General features: G+C 65.5%; 13 protein-coding genes and 1 pseudogene. 5 read left to right on the plus strand and 9 right to left on the minus strand.

Annotated elements, in window-relative coordinates:
* Position 1: 1 nt before the first annotated feature.
* From ACVJGD_RS14100 to ACVJGD_RS14130, 7 genes are all read right to left on the minus strand, one after another.
* Entirely contained in the window at positions 2–706 is a 705-nt protein-coding gene (locus ACVJGD_RS14100; RefSeq protein ID WP_456634902.1) for an ABC transporter ATP-binding protein, read from the minus strand.
* Positions 703–1,494 carry an ABC transporter ATP-binding protein gene (locus ACVJGD_RS14105; RefSeq protein WP_456634903.1) on the minus strand — a complete coding sequence of 264 codons (792 nt, stop codon included), beginning with the start codon at positions 1,492–1,494 and terminating at the stop codon, positions 703–705. Before ACVJGD_RS14105 ends, ACVJGD_RS14100 begins: the two co-directional genes overlap by 4 nt.
* On the minus strand, positions 1,491–3,380 hold the full coding sequence (locus ACVJGD_RS14110) for an ABC transporter permease (RefSeq protein ID WP_456634904.1): 1,890 nt from the start codon (positions 3,378–3,380) through the stop codon (positions 1,491–1,493). The genes ACVJGD_RS14105 and ACVJGD_RS14110 overlap by 4 nt, the downstream gene beginning before the upstream one ends.
* 234 nt (positions 3,381–3,614) lie before the next feature.
* Complete coding sequence (locus ACVJGD_RS14115) at positions 3,615–4,814, minus strand: ABC transporter substrate-binding protein (RefSeq protein WP_456634905.1); 1,200 nt, start codon at positions 4,812–4,814, stop codon at positions 3,615–3,617.
* 26 nt (positions 4,815–4,840) lie between these two features.
* Entirely contained in the window at positions 4,841–5,425 is a 585-nt protein-coding gene (locus ACVJGD_RS14120) for an amino acid synthesis family protein (RefSeq protein ID WP_454620204.1), read from the minus strand.
* Positions 5,426–5,461: 36 nt separating this feature from the next.
* Positions 5,462–6,367 (minus strand): UPF0280 family protein, encoded by a 906-nt coding sequence (locus ACVJGD_RS14125; protein ID WP_456634906.1) that lies wholly within the window; start codon positions 6,365–6,367, stop codon positions 5,462–5,464.
* Complete coding sequence (locus tag ACVJGD_RS14130) at positions 6,364–7,803, minus strand: 6-hydroxynicotinate reductase (protein WP_456634907.1); 1,440 nt, start codon at positions 7,801–7,803, stop codon at positions 6,364–6,366. The genes ACVJGD_RS14125 and ACVJGD_RS14130 overlap by 4 nt, the downstream gene beginning before the upstream one ends.
* Before the next feature lie 345 nt (positions 7,804–8,148).
* On the opposite strand from ACVJGD_RS14130, the gene ACVJGD_RS14135 reads away from it, so the two are divergent.
* From ACVJGD_RS14135 to ACVJGD_RS14155, 5 genes and pseudogenes are all read left to right on the plus strand, one after another.
* A complete protein-coding gene (locus tag ACVJGD_RS14135; protein ID WP_456634908.1) occupies positions 8,149–8,616 on the plus strand; it encodes a (2Fe-2S)-binding protein in 468 nt (155 codons plus the stop codon).
* Positions 8,616–12,152, plus strand: a complete 3,537-nt coding sequence (locus ACVJGD_RS14140) for a molybdopterin cofactor-binding domain-containing protein (protein WP_456634909.1) — start codon at positions 8,616–8,618, stop codon at positions 12,150–12,152. Before ACVJGD_RS14135 ends, ACVJGD_RS14140 begins: the two co-directional genes overlap by 1 nt.
* Before the next feature lie 67 nt (positions 12,153–12,219).
* Positions 12,220–13,527, plus strand: a pseudogene (gene pncB / locus ACVJGD_RS14145) (nicotinate phosphoribosyltransferase).
* A 42-nt stretch (positions 13,528–13,569) separates the two neighbouring features.
* Positions 13,570–14,865, plus strand: coding sequence for an O-acetylhomoserine aminocarboxypropyltransferase (locus ACVJGD_RS14150; protein ID WP_456634910.1), 1,296 nt, complete (start codon positions 13,570–13,572; stop codon positions 14,863–14,865).
* Positions 14,866–14,868: 3 nt separating this feature from the next.
* On the plus strand, positions 14,869–15,651 hold the full coding sequence (locus ACVJGD_RS14155) for an alpha/beta fold hydrolase (protein ID WP_456634911.1): 783 nt from the start codon (positions 14,869–14,871) through the stop codon (positions 15,649–15,651).
* A gap of 233 nt (positions 15,652–15,884) precedes the next feature.
* Here the strand turns inward: ACVJGD_RS14155 and ACVJGD_RS14160 are convergent, their stop codons facing one another.
* Both ACVJGD_RS14160 and ACVJGD_RS14165 read right to left on the minus strand, forming a co-directional pair.
* On the minus strand, positions 15,885–16,904 hold the full coding sequence (locus ACVJGD_RS14160; RefSeq protein WP_456634912.1) for a S1C family serine protease: 1,020 nt from the start codon (positions 16,902–16,904) through the stop codon (positions 15,885–15,887).
* A 288-nt stretch (positions 16,905–17,192) separates the two neighbouring features.
* A complete protein-coding gene (locus ACVJGD_RS14165; RefSeq protein WP_456634913.1) occupies positions 17,193–17,636 on the minus strand; it encodes a hypothetical protein in 444 nt (147 codons plus the stop codon).
* Positions 17,637–17,641: the final 5 nt, after the last annotated feature.

Raw genomic sequence — 17,641 nt, forward strand, 5'->3', positions numbered from 1 at the left:
GTCACAGCGACAGATGCGCGTCGCCGATATCGGGCCGCGCATTGAGCTCGGCCATGGTGCCGCCGAAGCAGATGCGGCCGCGCTCGATGATATAGGCGCGATCCGAGATCAGGCGGGCGAAATGCAGGTTCTGCTCGGAGACGACGATGCTCACGCCTTCCTTCTTCATGGCAAGGATTGCATCGACCATCTGCTCGACGATCTTCGGCGACAGGCCCTCGGAGGGCTCATCGAGCAGCACCAGCGACGGATTGCCCATCAAGGTGCGCGCAATGGTCAGCATCTGCTGCTCACCGCCGCTCATGCGCCCGCCCGCACGTCCGCGCATCTCGCCGAGATTCGGAAACAGCGTGAACAGTTTTTCGCGCGTCCAGTATGGTGCGTTGTCGCGTTTCGGCTGGCGGCCGACTTCGAGATTCTCCTCGACCGTCAGGTCGGTGAAGATGCGCCGCTCCTCCGGCACATAGCCGAGCCCGCCGCGCACGATCGCGTGCGTCGGCTCGCGCGAAACATCCCTGCCCTCGAAGACGATGCGCCCCGAGCGGCTCTCGACCAGGCCGACGATGGAGCGGAAGGTCGTCGACTTGCCGGCGCCGTTGCGCCCTAAGAGCGCGACCACCTCGCCCTCGCCGACATCGAGCGCAATGTCGAACAGGATATGCGCCGGGCCATAGAAGCTGTTGAGATCCTTCACCTGCAGCTTCATGCGTGCGCTCCATCGCGGTGGCGCGCATCATAGACCAGGCCTTCGCCGAGATAGATGGCGCGGACCTGCGCATTGCCGCGGACTTCCTCGGGCGATCCCTCGGCAATCAGGCTGCCGCGGTTGAGCACCAGGATGCGATCGGCATGTTCGAACACGACATCCATGTCGTGCTCGGTGAAGAGCACGCCGATCGACTGCTCGCGCGCGATGGTGGCGGTGAGCCGCATCAAGTCGATGCGCTCACGCGGCGCCATGCCGGCGGTCGGCTCGTCCATCAAGAGCAGCTTCGGCTGGTTGGCGAGCGCCACCGCGAGCTCGAGCCGCTTGAGGTCGCCATAGGCGAGCTCGCCGCAGGGGCGCTCGGCATAGGCGCCCATGCCGACGAGATCAAGCAGCCGGCCGGCCTCCTCGCGCGCGAAATTTGGCGTCGAGCCCCAGAGATTGAAGAGCTGGTAGCGATGCGAGACCAGCGCGACCTGCACGTTCTCGCGCACGGTCATGGTCGGAAAGGTCGCGGTGATCTGGAAGGTGCGCCCCACCCCAAGCCGCCAGATCGCGCGCGGCTTCTTGCCGACGGTTTCCTCGCCCAGGATGGTGATGCGGCCGGAATCCGGGATGTTCTGGCCGTTGAGCATGTCGAAGCAGGTGCTCTTGCCCGCACCGTTGGGACCGATCAGCGCCAGGATCTCGCCGGCGCGCAGTTCGAAGGAGACCCCGCGCACGGCGTGCACGCCGCCATAGGACTTGGTCAGGCCTTCGACCGACAGCAATGTGGGGACCATGCTCATTCGGCGGTCTCGATGCGCGAGGTGAGAAGCGGCGAGTTCGACGATGGCGATTTGCGGCGGCGATTGAGAATCGACTCGAGCGTGCCGACGATGCCCTTCGGGAAGGCGACCACGATCAGCACGATGAAGGCGCCAAGCACCAGTTTCGACCAGTCGGTCTGGCTAACCAGCCAGATGTTCAGCGCCTTGTAGACGATGGCGCCGACCACTGCGCCGGATACCGTCTCGACGCCGCCCAGCAGCACCATGACCAGTGCATCGACCGAGAGCGAGATGCCCATGTTGTCGGGGAAGACGCTGCCCTTCAGATACGCGAACAGCGCGCCGGCAAGGCCGGCCACGGTCCCCGCGATCACGAACGCGGTCCACTGGATGCGCTTGCCGTTGATGCCGATCGCCTCGCTGCGCAGCGGTGAATCCCGCGTCGCGCGCAATGCGAAGCCGAAGGGCGAGAACACGATGATGCGGAGGATCAGAACCGCTAGTGCCGCGATGCCGAGCGAGAGCCAGTAGAAATGCGACGGGCTCGCCGCCCATTTCTCCGGCCAGACGCCGAGGATGCCGTTGTCGCCGCCGGTGACGGCAACCCATTGGAACGCGATCGACCACACGATCTGTGCAAACGCGAGCGTCAGCATCGCGAAATAGACGCCGGAGAGCTGCACGGCGAAGAAGCCGAACACGGCCGCGCCAAGCAATCCCAACAGCGGGCCGAGCGCGAGACACGCGATCATCGGCAGCCCCGCGAGCTTGGCGAGGAAGGCGACGCCATAGGCACCCAGGCCGAAATAGGCGGCATGGCCGAACGAGGCGAGCCCGCCGACCGACATCAGGAAATGCAGGCTGACGGCAAAGATCACGAAGATCGCGATCTCCGAGCCGACGGTGAGCGCGTAATTGCCGCCGAAGAACGGCAGCGCGGCGGCCACGATCAGCGCACCGACCGCGGCCAAGCGCTCGTTCGAAGTCCAGGGACGCCAGGGATTGACGGTGAGGCCCGGCGTGCGGCGCGCCGGCGCCTCCGGCTTGCCGAACAGGCCCCATGGCCGCACGATCAGGACCACCGCCATCACCAGGAAGACCAGGATGATGGAGATCTTCGGGAAGATCAGGATGCCGAAGGCGTTGAGCTCGGAGACCAGCACCGCGGCGACGAAGGCGCCGATGATGCTGCCGAGACCGCCGATCACGACGACGACGAAGACTTCGACGATGATGCGCAGATCCATCGCGTGATGGACGGCATCGCGCGGGATCTGCAGCGCGCCGCCGAGGGCTGCGAGGAAGACGCCGACCGCAAACACGCTGGTGAACAGCCATTTCTGGTTGACGCCGAGCGCTGCGACCATGTCGCGGTCCTGCGTCGCCGCACGCACCAGGATGCCCCAGCGCGTGCGCTGGAACAGCAGCCAGAGGATGCCGAGCACGACGGGACCGAGCACGATCAGGAACAGGTCATAGCTCGGGATGTTCTGGCCGAAGAAATCGACCGCGCCCTTGAAGCCCGGCGCGCGGCGGCCGACGAGGTCGCTCGGGCCCCAGATCAGCACGACGATATCCTGGACCATGAGCGTCAGGCCGAAGGTCGCGAGCAACTGGAACAGTTCGGGCGAATGGTAGATGCGCCGCAGCAGCACCATTTCGACGAGCACGCCGACCACGGCCACGATCAGCGCCGCGGCGACGATGCCGCCCCAGAAGCCGAGCGCGCCTTCGAGGCGCTCGGTCAGCGTGAAGGCGATATAAGCGCCGAGCATGTAGAAGGCGCCATGCGCGAAATTCACGATCCGCGTCACGCCAAAGATGATCGACAGCCCCGAGGCGACCAGGAACAGCGAGGCGGCGCTGGCAAGTCCGGTCAGGAACTGAACGACATAAAAGGCCATCGGTGGTCCGCGTTGGAGTGGTTAACAACTACGTTCTGAGTGCGTGGCCCATCCTTCGAGACGGCCGCTGCGCGGCCTCCTCAGGATGAGGGCTGAATTCCGGGCGGCCCCAGAGCCCCGGGGACGAGGTCCGAGACCCTCGCGAAGATCGGAGGTCCTGAGCTGCCAGACCCTCATGGTGAGGAGGCGCGAAGCGCCGTCTCGAACCATGAGGCCCCCGATTCAATCCGTTCATCAATCCTTCGGCCGGAGCTTTTCGACTTCCGCATCGCTGGGCAGATAGTCGGAGCCCTTCTTGTAGGAGGACTCCACCATCACCCCCTTGCCGTCCTTCAGCGCGGTCTTGCCGACGAAAGCACCCAGCGTCGACTGGTGGTCGATCTTGCGGAAGGTGATCTCGCCGAATGGCGAGGACACCGACAGGCCTTCGGTCGCCGCGATCAGCTTCTCCGGATCGGTCGAGTTTGCCTTGGTCAGGATCGCCGCCGCCGACTTGATGGTCTGGTAGCCGACGATCGAGCCGAGCCGCGGATAATCCTTGAACTTGGCCTGATAGGCTTTCAGGAACGCCTCATGCTCCGGCGTCTTGATCGCGTACCAGGGATAGCCGGTGACGATCCAGCCCTCCGGGGTCTCGTCCTTCAGCGGATCAAGATATTCCGGCTCGCCGGTGAGGAAGCTCACCACTGCGCGGTCCTTGAACAGGCCGCGGGTATTGCCTTCGCGCACGAGCTTGACCAGGTCGGCGCCGAAGGTGACGTTGAGGATGGCTTCCGGATTGGCGGCGGCAACCGCCTGCACCACCGGGCCGGCGTCGATCTTGCCCTGCGGCGGCCACTGCTCGTCGACCCACTGGATGTCAGGACGCTTCTCCGACATCAGCTTCTTGAACACGGCGACCGCCGACTGGCCGTATTCATAGTTCGGCGCGATCGTCGCCCAGCGCTTGGCCGGAAGCTTCGCCGCGGCTTCCACCAGCATCGCCGCCTGCATGTAATTCGAGGGACGCAGGCGGAAGGTATAGCGGTTGCCCTTCGACCAGGTGATGGCGTCGGTCAGGGGTTCTGCGGCGAGGAAGAATACCTTCTTCTGGTTGGCGAAGTCGCTGACGGCAAGGCCGATGTTGGAGAGGAAGGTGCCGGCGAGCATCGCGACATTCTCGCTGGAGACCAGCTCGTTTGCCGCGGTCTGCGCGTCCGCCGGCTTGCCGCCGTCATCCTTGGAGATGACAACCAGCTTCTTGCCGTTGATGCCGCCGGCCGCGTTGATCTCTTCCACCGCGAGCTGCCAGCCCTTGCGATAGGGCTCGGTGAAGGCGGGCAACAGCGAATAGCTGTTGATCTCGCCGATCTTGATCTCGCTCTGGGCGATGGCGGCATCAGCCATGCCCGCAACCAGGACTGCGAGCCCTGCCCCAATCAAATAATTCCGCATCCCTTACCCTCCGATATCAGACAAAATTATCTCAAACCGTCTTCGCCCTTGATCTCCGCGACCGTCAGCCCGCCGACCCGCGGCAACGGCCGGCCAGAATCGGTGACCGCGACCGCGACCATGATCTCGTTCGCCCGCGGCGCGTCGTTGATCTGCACCTCCATGCCATCGAAATGGCTGCGCACGAAAGCCGCATCCTTGTGCCCCAGCGGGATATCCAGCGTCGTGCCAGGACCAGAACGCTTTTTCGAGGACGGAATCAATGCGGCTCCTTTACCCAGGACCTTGCGGACGGGCGCTCCCATCTTGGGATGCAAGATCGCGGCCGCATGCTCGAGTTCGCCGTTTTCGCCGACGGCGGCGGCCTTTCCATAGGAATGCGCTTTCGAGCCCTCGATGCCGAGCGCGGCCACCGCCCGTTTCGACAGCAACTCGCCGAGTTCCTCGCCAATCGCAATCAGGGGCGAAAGGTCCTCGACATAGCGGCCGGCAAAGGGGTTCTCGATCACCGCGATCGCCGCCGCCCGCCGGGTCGGCGGGGCGATGGTCTTGCCCATCTCGATGTGGGTCTCCTCAACCACCGTGACGATCTTGCGAATGATGGCACTCATCGGTTTCCGCCCTGTTGTTTTCGGCCCTGTTTCTGATCAGGTCCGCGTAGTCTCTATCGCGCATTGATGAACGAGTTGCGATTCCGGCATCTTGAGCGCACGCGCCCTCACGATTGCCGTCTCGCCGAAAAGGCGCAGCGCCGCGCCCTCGATCAATCCTGCCCGGAGGCATTCTCGCGCGCAAACCGCGCCCGCTTCAAGGGCATCAGTGATCTCGCGAGCGGGTAATGTGCCGACCTCCCGTGTCACAAGGCGCGGGCCGAGGTCGCTGTCGGGCTGCAATTCATTTGCCGGGCGGCGGACAATCGCCGGATGTCCGGGCAGGTCGACGGCATTGGCGATGACGGTCGCGGCCGCATCGGCTTCGGAGGCGGTCCGCGCCAGCACGGTGACGGCATCGGCGATGCCGAAGGAGAAGCTGCGGCCGTGGCGGCCGCTGGTGGCGATGCCGCGGATGGGATCGTCGGCGTGGATCACCATGGTCTGCAGCAGGCCGCGATGATCGGGACGGTCGATCAGGCCGACGGTGAATTGCTCGTCGCCGGCAAGATGCAAGGCGATGTCGCCGCCATTGTTGACATAGGCGCGATCGAGCGATGCAGCCTCCAGCATCGCGCCGAGGATCTCTTGCGCCACGCTGCCCGCGACCGCAGCCATCGGCGTGATGAAGCGATCGGCGGCAAATGGTGCCACCGCCGCATGCATGCGCCGCGCGATCACGCCTTCAAGGGCGCAGTGCATCGGATGGGCCGCCTTGCGCAATTCGCCGAGCTCCATGCAGAGCCCATCCAGCAGGCCCGTGAAGCGGCACACCGCAGCATCATAGGCGGCTCGTATGTCGGGCTCGCTTCCCGTCGCCTCCACGATCAGATCGATCGGTCCGTCCTGCAAATGCAGCCGCTTGCCGTCGGGAAGAAGCGCGATTTGCGGACGTCTCGTCATGGTCGCCTCCCCGAAGTGAAGAGCATCGGCCGGATCTCGGCGCTGTCCCGCAGCAAGGACAGCGGTCGCACATAATCCATGTGGCCGCCGAGCGCCGCATAGTCGGAGAGCTTCATCGTGAATTCGATCGGCGCGACCAGCGCCGGGGTGGGCACGTAGCCGAACGCGCCTACCGGCATCTGCGTGACATCGACCATGAAGGTGATGCCGCCGCCCGGCCAGACATAAACAGGCGCGCCGCCGCTGGTGACGCGGGTCAGCGCGTCCTTCACCGAGCGCGTCAGCCGCACCGGATTGTCGGTGACGCCGGCGCGCAGCGAGCCGCCGGCGCCGGCCATGAACAGCACAGTGCACAGCGCCGGCTCGCAATTCTCCTGGATGCGCTCGACCGAGAATTTCAGGTCGGGCGGCATCTCCTGCTCGATCGGCAGCAGCGCCTCGTCGAGCACGTAATAGGCCGCGTGCTCGCCGGTGGTCGAGACCATCAGCATGGTCAGCCCCGGTCGCGCTTCCTTCGGATCGAACGGGCCGAGCACGGAGAGCGGATCGGAGATTCTAGTCCCGCCCCAGCCCGTGCCGGGCTCGGCAACCTGGAAATAGCGGCCGGGCGTCGAGCGGCGCCCTTTCATCTTGATGCCGGTGTCGGCGATATCCAAGAGCTTGCCGGCCTGGTGCTCCGAGAGCACGCCGGTGATGTGGTCGTCGACCACGACGACCTCGTCGACCTTGCCGTGCCACTGCTTGGCGAACATGCCGATGGTGGCCGAGCCGCAGCCGACGCGCATGCGCTCTTCCTGCACGTCGTTGACAACAGGCGCCCGGCCCGCCTGCACCACGACGGTGGCGCCGCCGTCGATCGCAAGCTCCACGGGCTTGCAGTTGGACAGATCCATCAGCGTGTCACAGGTGACGCGCCCCTCTTTCTTGGAGCCGCCGGTCAGATGATGCACGCCGCCGAGCGACAGCATCTGCGAGCCGTATTCGCTGGTGGTGACATGCCCGACCACCTCGCCCTGCGCGCGCACGGCGGCGGTCTCCGGGCCGAGATAGCGGTCGGTGTCGATCTTCACCTTGACGCCGCAATAGGAGAAGATGCCTTCGGTCACGACGGTGACCATGTCGACGCCGTCGATTTCCGACGACACGATGAAGGGTGCCGGCTTGTAGTCGGGATAGGTGGTGCCGGCACCGATCGCGGTGACGAAGATGTCGCCCTGCTGGACGATCTTGCCGTCCCAGTCGCCGCTCGCCTGGAACGGCACCACGCGCCCGCCATGCTCGAGCGCGCGTGACAGCACGATGTGCGGATCGACGCGCACCAGCTTTCCGTCCTGATTGGCGTAGCGGTCGCAGGCGCCCGCCGCGCCCGGCTTGATGTAGCACATCACCGGGCAGGCATCGCAGCGGATCTTGTCAGAAGCGGCAACGTCGGCCATCGCGAACAAGCCTGGTGTTGGGAGGCGGCGTCATCTCATCCCGGGTTCAATCGCCGGGCACATCATTCGTATACGAACGATCCTGCGCGCAGGTGGTAAGCCTGTCAAGCGGAAGCAATCGCGAAAAACCGCGGCTGCCGAATAAAACCTCATTTGCCTCCCCGCTTTGTCCAGAAAGCGGGCAGCGCAGTGCAGCAATAAGCGGCGGCTTGCACGTTTGTACACAAACGTTATCCTCCGATGCCATCGATCGCTGATTTTGCGATCGCCGTTTTTGCAACGCAATCATCGAAACTCTCAATCGAAGCCTTACTCTTAATCGAAGCCTTGGGGACCACAAGCACGATGCGCCTGACCGTCAACGGCAGGATTTTCGATGTCGACGCCGCTCCGGACACCGCACTGCTTTACGTGCTGCGCAACGATCTCGAACTGAACGGACCGAAATATGGTTGCGGACTCGGCGAATGCGGCGCCTGCGCGGTGCTGATCGACGGCGTCGCGGCGCGGTCCTGCGTGATCCCGATCGAGGGCTGCGTCGGGCGCGACATCGTGACGCTCGAAGGGCTCGGCACGCGCGAGCGTCCCGATGTCGTGCAGCAAGCCTTCATCGCCGAGCAGGCCGCGCAATGCGGCTATTGCCTCAACGGCATGATCATCACGACCAAGGCGCTGCTGACGCGTAATCCGCGCCCGACCGAGAACGAGGTGCTGGAAGCGCTGCGCTACAATCTCTGCCGCTGCGGCGCACATATCGAGATCATCCGCGCCGCAATGCGCGCAGCCGGCCAGGAACTCGAGGCGCGCGATTGATGGCGTCGCAGGAGAATCCCGGGCGAGCGCAAGGATCGCTATCCGTCGTTCGGCAATCGGATGCGAACGGCGCGTTCGAGACCTTCATCAAGATCACGGCGGATGGTTTTGTCACCGCCTATAACGGCCATGTCGATCTCGGCACCGGCATCCGCACCGCGCTCGGGCAGGTCGTCGCCGAGGAACTGGACGTATCCTTTGCGCGCGTCGTCGTGGTGCTCGGCGACACCTCGCGGACACCCAACCAGGGTCCGACGATCGCCAGCGAAACCATGCAGATATCGGCGGTGCCGCTCCGCAAGGCGGCGGCGCAGGCGCGGTACTTTTTGGTCGCGCGCGCGGCGGAACGGCTGGAGCTGTCACCCGAGGAACTCACGATCGAGGATGGCCTTGTCCGCGGCAAGGACAACCGCAGCATCACCTATGGCGAATTGATCGCGGACGAGACGATCCGGCTCGAACTCGCCGACGACGTGCCGGTGAAGACCGTTGACGCCTACTCAGTGGTCGGCCGGTCGGTGCCGCGTGTCGATCTGCCGGCCAAGGCGACCGGCGAACTGGTCTATGTCCACGATGTGCGCGTGCCCGGCATGCTGCATGGCCGCGTGGTGCGTCCCCCCTATGCCGGCGTCGATGCCGGGCCGTTCGTCGGCACCAGCCTGATTGCAGTCGACGAAAATTCGGTGCGCAACATTCCGGGCCTCGTCGCGGTGGTGCGGATCGGCGACTTCGTCGGCGTCATCGCCGAGCGCGAGGAGAATGCGATCAGGGCGGCGGCGCAGCTCAAGGTCACATGGAAGCCGGGACCGACGCTCACGGATCTCGAGAACGTCGAGCAGGCGCTGCGCGCCAATCCATCGACGCCGCGCACGCTGCTCGACAAAGGCGATGTCGACAATGCGATCAAGGCCGCCGCGAAGCCGATGCCGCGGACCTATCTGTGGCCGTATCAGATGCACGGCTCGATCGGGCCATCTTGCGCGGTGGCGGACTATCGAGACGGTGCGATCCGAGTCTGGTCAGGCACGCAGAACCCACACATCCTGCGCGGCGACCTCGCGCTCCTGATCGAGCGGCCGGAGGCCGAGATCGAGGTGATCAGGATGGAGGCGGCCGGCTGCTATGGCCGCAACTGCGCCGACGACGTCACGGCAGATGCATTGCTTCTCTCACGTGCCGTCGGCCGCCCCGTGCGCGTGCAATTGACCCGCGAGCAGGAACATGCCTGGGAGCCGAAGGGCACCGCGCAGTTGATGGACGTCAATGGCGGCCTCAACGCGGACGGCAGCGTCGCGGCCTACGACTTTGCCACCCGCTATCCCTCGAACGGCGCGCCGACGCTGGCGCTCCTGCTCACCGGCCGGATCGCGCCAAATCCTGCCGTGTTCGAGATGGGCGACCGCACTGCGATCCCGCCTTACGATTACGAGCATATGCGCGTGGTCGCCAACGACACGCCGCCGATCGTGCGCGCCTCCTGGTTTCGCGGCGTCTCGGCGCTGCCGAACACCTTTGCGCATGAATCCTATATCGACGAGCTCGCGACCGAGGCCGGCGTCGATCCGATCGAATACCGGCTGCGCTACCTGAAGGACAAGCGCGCCATCGATCTCGTCAACGCCGTCGCCGAACGCGCCGGCTGGAAGCCGCGGCCGGTGCGCGAGGAGAAGGTCGCGGAGGGCGACATCGTGCGCGGGCGTGGCTTCGCCTATGCGCTCTACGTCCACAGCAAGTTTCCGGGTTACGGCGCCGCATGGTCGGCATGGATCGCCGATGTCGCCGTCAACAAGGCGACCGGCGACGTCAGCGTGACGCGCGTGGTGGCGGGGCAGGATTCCGGCTTGATGATCAACCCGGACGGCGTGCGCCACCAGATCGAGGGCAACGTCATCCAGTCGACCAGCCGCTCGCTGATGGAGGAAGTGTCGTTCGAGCGCGGCGCGGTGACGGCGCGCGAATGGGGCGCCTACCCCATCATCAAATTCCCCGAGCTTCCCAAGATCGACGTGCTGATGCTGCCGCGGCAGGATCAGCCGCCGCTCGGCGTCGGCGAATCCGCGTCCGTGCCAAGCGCGGCCGCGATCGCGAACGCGATCTATGACGCGACCGGCGTTCGTTTTCGTGAGCTGCCGTTCACGCCGGAGCGCATCCTGAAGGGATTGCACGGTGAGCAACCGAGTGCTGCGCCCACGCTGGCGCCACCGCCGGCTGCTGCATCAGACAAATGGCAGAAGCCGTTCGCGAAACGCACCGGCGTGCTTGCCGGGATCGCCGCACTATGTGCGGCCGTCGTCGGCATCGGTGCAGCCGCGCTGCCGTGGCGGGCGATCGCGCCGATCGCGCGGCCCGACGCATCGGTCTATTCGGCCGCGACCATTGCCCGCGGCAAGGAGCTGGCGGCGCTCGGCGCCTGCGCCGTGTGCCATACCGAAGCGGGCGGAAAGTTCAACGCCGGTGGGCGACCACTGGAGACACCGTTCGGCATCATCTACTCAACCAACATCACGCCTGACGTCGAGACCGGCATCGGCGCGTGGTCGTATCCCGCCTTCGAGCGCGCGATGCGCGAAGGCATCCATCGCGACGGCCGGCATCTCTATCCGGCTTTCCCCTATACCCATTTTGCCAAGGCCGATGATGCCGACCTGCAGGCGCTCTATGCCTACCTGATGGCGCAGGCGCCGGTGCGCACCGCGACGCCGGAACACGAACTGAAGTTTCCGTTCAACCTGCGCCCGCTGATCGCCGGATGGAACGCGCTGTTCCACGATGCAAAATCATTCCAGCCCGATCCGACCAAGTCGGAGATGTGGAATCGCGGCGCCTATCTGGTCGAAGGTCTCGGCCATTGCAGCGCCTGCCATTCGCCGCGCAACGCGCTCGGCGCCGAACTCAAGAATGCCTATCTCGCCGGCGGCTTTGCCGAGGGCTGGGAAGCGCCGGCGCTGACGTCGCTGTCGAAAGCGCCGATCCCCTGGAGCGAGGACGAGCTTTACGCTTACTTGCGCACCGGCGAATCCCGCTTCCACGGCGTGGCGGCCGGGCCGATGGCGCCGGTCGTGAAGGAATTGGCCGCACTGTCCGACCAGGACATCCGTGCCATGGCCGTCTATCTCGGCTCCCTCAATGACACGGCCACCGACGGTCCGGCGCAGGAAGCGCTCGCCGTGAAGCTCGAACATGCGACGGCCACCAGCGCGGTTGTGCCGGCTTCCCTCGGCGCCCGCCTCTACCAGGGCGCCTGCGCGGTCTGTCACGAGGTCGGCGGTCCGCCTCTGTTCGGCAACCGGCCCTCATTGTCCCTCAACAGCAATCTGCACAGCGCGGTGCCGGACAATCTGATCCAGGTGATCCTCCACGGCATCCGCGAACCTGTGACCAGCGACCTCGGTTATATGCCCGGATTCAAGGACAGCATGACCGATGGCCAGGTCGCCGAGCTGGTTTCGTACCTCCGCCGACAGTTCGCCCCGGGCAAACCGGCCTGGACCGATGTGGAGACTGCCGTTGGCAGGATCAGACAGGGAACACGCTGAGCTGCCCTGCTTTGGCTCCCGGCAAATCCCACTGGTTGGGCAGCTTTTGGCAGGCTAAGGTTCCGCCATGACGTTTACGGATATTGCAACCCGGACCTACAACCATGGCTGGCGGCTCGACCCGATCGTGCGCAGCCTGCTCGACACCGATTTCTACTAAGCTGTTGATGCTGCAGATGATCCGGGAATTCTACCCGGACACGCGCACGACCTTTTCGGTGATCAACCGCACCAGCCGGGTCCGGCTTGCCGAGGTGATCGACGAGGGCGAGCTGCGCGCCCAGCTCGACCACGCCCGCACCATCCGCTTCAGCAAGAAGGAACTGATCTGGCTCGCCGGTAACACGTTCTATGGCAAGACCCAGATGTTCTCGCCGGATTTCATCAACTGGCTTTCGAATTTCCGCCTGCCCGAATATGAACTGCACAAGGTCGATGGCCAGTATGAACTCGATTTCCACGGGCCGTGGACCCACACCACCATGTGGGAGATCCCGGCGCTCGCGATCCTGAACGAATTGCGCTCGCGCGCGGCGATGAAGGGACAGGGTCGCTTCGCGCTCGACGTGCTCTATGCCCGCGCCAAGGCCAAGCTGTGGGCCAAGGTCGAGCGGCTCCGCAAACTCGACGGCTTGAAGCTTTCGGACTTCGGCACCCGCGCCGCCGGCATGGTTTCCTGTGGCAGCGCTGGTGCGTCGAGGCCGTGAAAGAAGGGCTCGGGCCATCCTTCACCGGCACCTCGAACGTGCTGCTGGCGATGGACAACGACCTCGAAGCGATCGGGACCAACGCCCATGAGCTGCCGATGGTGGCGGCGGCGCTCGCCAATTCGGACGAAGAGCTGCGCTGGGCGCCCTACGCCATCCTCGACCAGTGGCGCCATACCTATGGCGGAAACCTGCTGGTCGCCCTGCCCGACGCCTTCGGCACCAGGGTGTTCCTGCGCGACGCGCCGGATTGGGTCGCCGACTGGACCGGCTTTCGCCCGGACAGCGCGCCGCCGATCGCCGCTGGCGAAGAGATCATCAGATGGTGGAAGCAGAAGGGCCGCGAGCCCAGGGAGAAGCTGCTGGTCTTCTCCGACGCCATGGATGTCGATTCGATCGAGGAAACCTACAAGCATTTCGCCGGCCGCGTCCGCATCAGCTTCGGCTGGGGCACCAACCTCACCAATGATTTCGTCGGCTGCGCGCCTGATGGTTCCGCCGATCTCGACCCGATCTCGATCGTCTGCAAGGTGACCTCGGTCGATGGCAGGCCGGCGGTCAAACTCTCCGACAATCCGGAGAAGGCGACCGGCATCCCGTCCGAGGTCGAGCGTTACGTGCGCGTATTCGGCAACGCCGGCCGTGTGCGCGCCGCCGTGCACGTCTGATATAAACGCGCTCCATTCCAGCCCCACCTCGCGAGTTTCAGCATGCCCGCACCCAAGCCGCCTGCATTCGAAACCCTAAGCCTGCATGCCGGGCAGCGTCCCGATCCCGTGACGGGATCGCGCGCGGTGCCGATCTATCAGACGACATCCTACGTCTTCCAGGACGCCGACCATGCGGCGGCGCTGTTCAACCTGGAGCGCGCCGGCCACATCTACACGCGGATTTCCAATCCGACGACCGCGGTGCTGGAGGAACGGATCGCGGCGCTCGAAGGCGGCGTCGGCGCGATCTGCACCGCAAGCGGCATGGCCGCGATGCATCTGGCGATCGCCACGCTGCTCAATGCCGGCGACCACATCGTCGCCTCGGCTTCGCTCTATGGCGGTACCATCAATCTTTTGGCTCACACGCTGCCGCGCTTCGGCATCACGACGACCTTTGTGAAGCCGCGGGCGCTCGACGAATTCCGCGCCGCGATCAAGCCGAACACGCGCCTGGTGATCGCCGAGACCATCGGCAATCCCGGGCTTGAAGTGCTCGATATCCCCGCAGTGGCGCAGATTGCGCATGACGCAAGAATTCCGCTGTTGATCGACAACACCTTTGCGACGCCCTATCTCAGCCGGCCGATCGAGCTCGGCGCCGACATCGTGATGAACTCGGCGACGAAATGGCTCGGCGGGCATGGCATTGCGATCGGCGGCGTCATCGTCGATGGCGGCGGCTTCGACTGGCATGCGTCGGGCAAATTCCCGCAGCTCACCGAACCCTATGCCGGCTATCACGGCATCATCTTCGACGAGCAGTTCGGCAAGGCCGCGTTCATCATGCGCGCCCGCACCGAGGGCCTGCGCGACTTCGGCGCCTGCCTGTCGCCGACCAACGCGTTCCAGCTCCTGCAGGGCATCGAGACCCTCGGCGTGCGGATGGATCGCCACATGAGCAATACGCTTGCGGTGCTGGAATTCCTAACTGCGAACAAGGCGGTCGACTGGGTGCTGCATCCGGCGCTGGAACACCACCCGGATTACGAGCTGGCGAAGAAGCTGCTGCCGCGCGGCGCCGGCTCGATCGTCAGCTTCGGCATCAAGGGCGGACGCGCGGCGGGCAAGAAGTTCATTGAGTCTTTGAAGCTGATCAGCCACCTCGCCAATGTCGGCGATGCCAAGACGCTGGTGATTCATCCCGCCTCGACCACCCATCAGCAAATGGACGCCGACCAGCTCAAGGCTGCCGGCATCGGCGAAGAGCTGGTACGGCTGTCGGTCGGCATCGAGACCGCGCAGGACATCATCGACGATCTCGGCCAGGCGCTTCGCGCGTCGCAGAGGGTTTGAGCCATGCAGCTTTCGGTGAACGGGATTGAGACCTTCGTTGCGACCGGCGGCAAGCCGTTCGATCCGTCGCTGCCCGCGGTGGTGACGATCCACGGCGCGGGCTTTGACAGCTCCACCTGGGCGCTGCACAGCCGCTGGTTCGCGCATCACGGCTATTCGGTGCTGGCGCCCGACCTGCCCGGCCACGGCCGCTCGTCCGGCAAGCCGTTGCCGACGATTGCGGCCATGGCGGACTGGATCGCGGCGCTGTTGCAGGCGGCCGGTGCTTCGAAAGCGAAGCTGATCGGCCATTCCATGGGCTCGCTGATCGCGCTGGAGACCGCGGCGCGGCATCCGGAGAAGGTATCGGCACTGTGCCTGATCGGAACGGCGGCGACGATGACCGTTGGGCCTGATCTGTTGAAGGCGGCGGAGGCGAACGATCCGGCTGCGATCGACATGGTCTCGATCTGGGGCCTCGGCTTCAAGGCCGAGCTCGGCGGCTCGCTCGCGCCGGGATTGTGGATGCACCACGGGGCGCAGCGCGTGCTGCAGCGCGCGCGGCCGGGCGTGCTCTATAATGATTTGAACGCCTGCAATTCATATCAGAATGCGCTCGCCGCGGCGGCGCAGATCAAGGTGCCCACGACTTTCATCCTCGGCGAACGCGACCTGATGACCCCTGCGAAAGCCGGCAAGACGCTGGCGGCCGCAACGCCAAACGCGCGCACCGTCGTGCTCGCCGGCGCGGGGCACATGATGATGGTCGAGCAGCCCGACGAATTACTAGCCGCGCTGCGGGCGTAGCGTTGAAGCAGCCGGGCCTCATGGTTCGCGCTCCTCACCATGAGGCGAGAGAGCCCGTAGGGTGGGCAAAGCGCAGCGTGCCCACCATCGGCACTCCACACGTAATGGTGGGCACGCTTCGCTTTGCCCACCCTACGCCGCTGCTTCTCTGCAGCCAGCGCCGCTGTTTCCCCTCATCCTGAGGAGCCGCGAAGCGGCGTCTCGAAGGATGAGGCTACCGGCGGGAGCCGCTATTACCTCGCCGGCTTGCGCTCGATCGGGTGGATGTCGATCGCGCGCAGGCGGCCGAGGCGCAGCACATCCATAGCCAGCGTGCGGTCGATGCGGTCACGGTCGAGCGCGCGGATCAGGTCGTCGACGCCGTGGATGTCGACGCCGTCGAGCTTGATCACGACGTCGCCAGGCAGAAGCCCCGCCTTCGCCGCCGGGCTGTCCGACTCGATCTGTGCGAGCAGTGCGCCCATCTTGTTCTCGACGCCGGCGAGCACGGCATGGCGCCGCGGGATCGGCGCGGTCTGGCCGGCGACGCCGATGAAGGCACGGCGGACATAGCCGTGGCGGATGATCTCCGACAGCACGAACTGCGCCGTGTTGCTCGCGACCGCAAAGCAGATGCCCTGCGCGCCGTTGATGATCGCGGTGTTGATGCCGATCACCTGCGAATTCGACGACACCAGCGGGCCGCCGGAATTGCCGGGGTTGAGCGCGGCATCGGTCTGGATCACGTCCTCGATGGTGCGTCCGCTGACCGAGCGGATCGAGCGGCCCAGCGCCGACACCACGCCGGCGGTGACCGTGGATTCGAAGCCGAGCGGATTGCCGATCGCGACCACGAGCTGGCCGCGCCGGAGTTGCTTGGAGTCGCCGAGCGAGGCGTAGGGAAGATCGCGCGCGCCATCGGCCCTCAGCAATGCGAGGTCGGTGTCGGGATCGACGCCGAGCACATGGGCGTCGGTGACGAAGCCCTCGGTGTCGCGCAGGCGGATCTCTTTCGACGATCCGACCACGTGGCTGTTGGTCAGCACGAGGCCATCGGGCGAGATGACGATGCCGGAACCGAGCCCGCCGCGCTCGCGCGGCGTTCGCACTTTCGGTCCGGTCTCGACACGCACCACGGCGGGGCCGACGCGTTCGGTCACGTCGATCACGGCGTTGGAATAGGCGTCGAGCAGCGCCCGGTCATTGCCCGGGGCAGCTTCGGTCGTTCGCGGCGACAGCGCGTCACCGGCGTTATTTGAGGCAAAATCCAACATGGTGAGATTCCTTCGGCCCATTCAAATGGGGGCCGGGTTCCACCTGCGCAAGTGGTTCGTGTCGCGCGCAAACCTGGCCAAGTGGCTAGGGTCTCGCAGACTCATCACTCGCGAGGCGGCTTCACCTCTCCCGCTTGCGGGAGAGGTCGGCGCGTACGCGCCGGGTGAGGGCTCTCTCCCCACGGATGGTCCCATCGTGGAGACACCCTCACCCCAGCCCTCTCCCGCAAGCGGGAGAGGGGGCGCGGTGCCGCTCGTGGAGACGGCTCGATCCAATCTCGCCGACCGCTAGGCGCGCCGCAAGCTCCCTCCGCGCGTTTTCACCGGCTCTAACAGCGACCAGTCGCCCTGCTCCAGCGTGTGGCCCTTCGGGAAGGGCGCGCGCAGCTCGTGGCCGAGCGAACGCAGCACGCGGTCGTCGCGGTAGTAGCATTGCAGGATAACGCGGACGAGTGTGGCCGCGGCGGCTCCGCCGGTTGCACGGAATTCTCGTGCGACCTGCTCGCACTGCGCGGCGTCGAGCTCGGCGAGCGGCTTGCCGGCCAGACGCGCGAGATGGTCGAGCGCGGCGCGCACCGGCTCGGTGTCGCGGCCGAGCGTTGCGAGGATGTCGGCCTGGATGGCCCGATCGTCGGCGCCGGGCACCTTGTACTCGGCACTCTCGGGAATGATCATCGCTGCGATGGTTTTCAGGTCGTCGCGCTGGGTGTTGGTAAGCGTTTCGGCTGACATCGCAT

Source organism: Bradyrhizobium sp. USDA 10063, assembly GCF_054063735.1.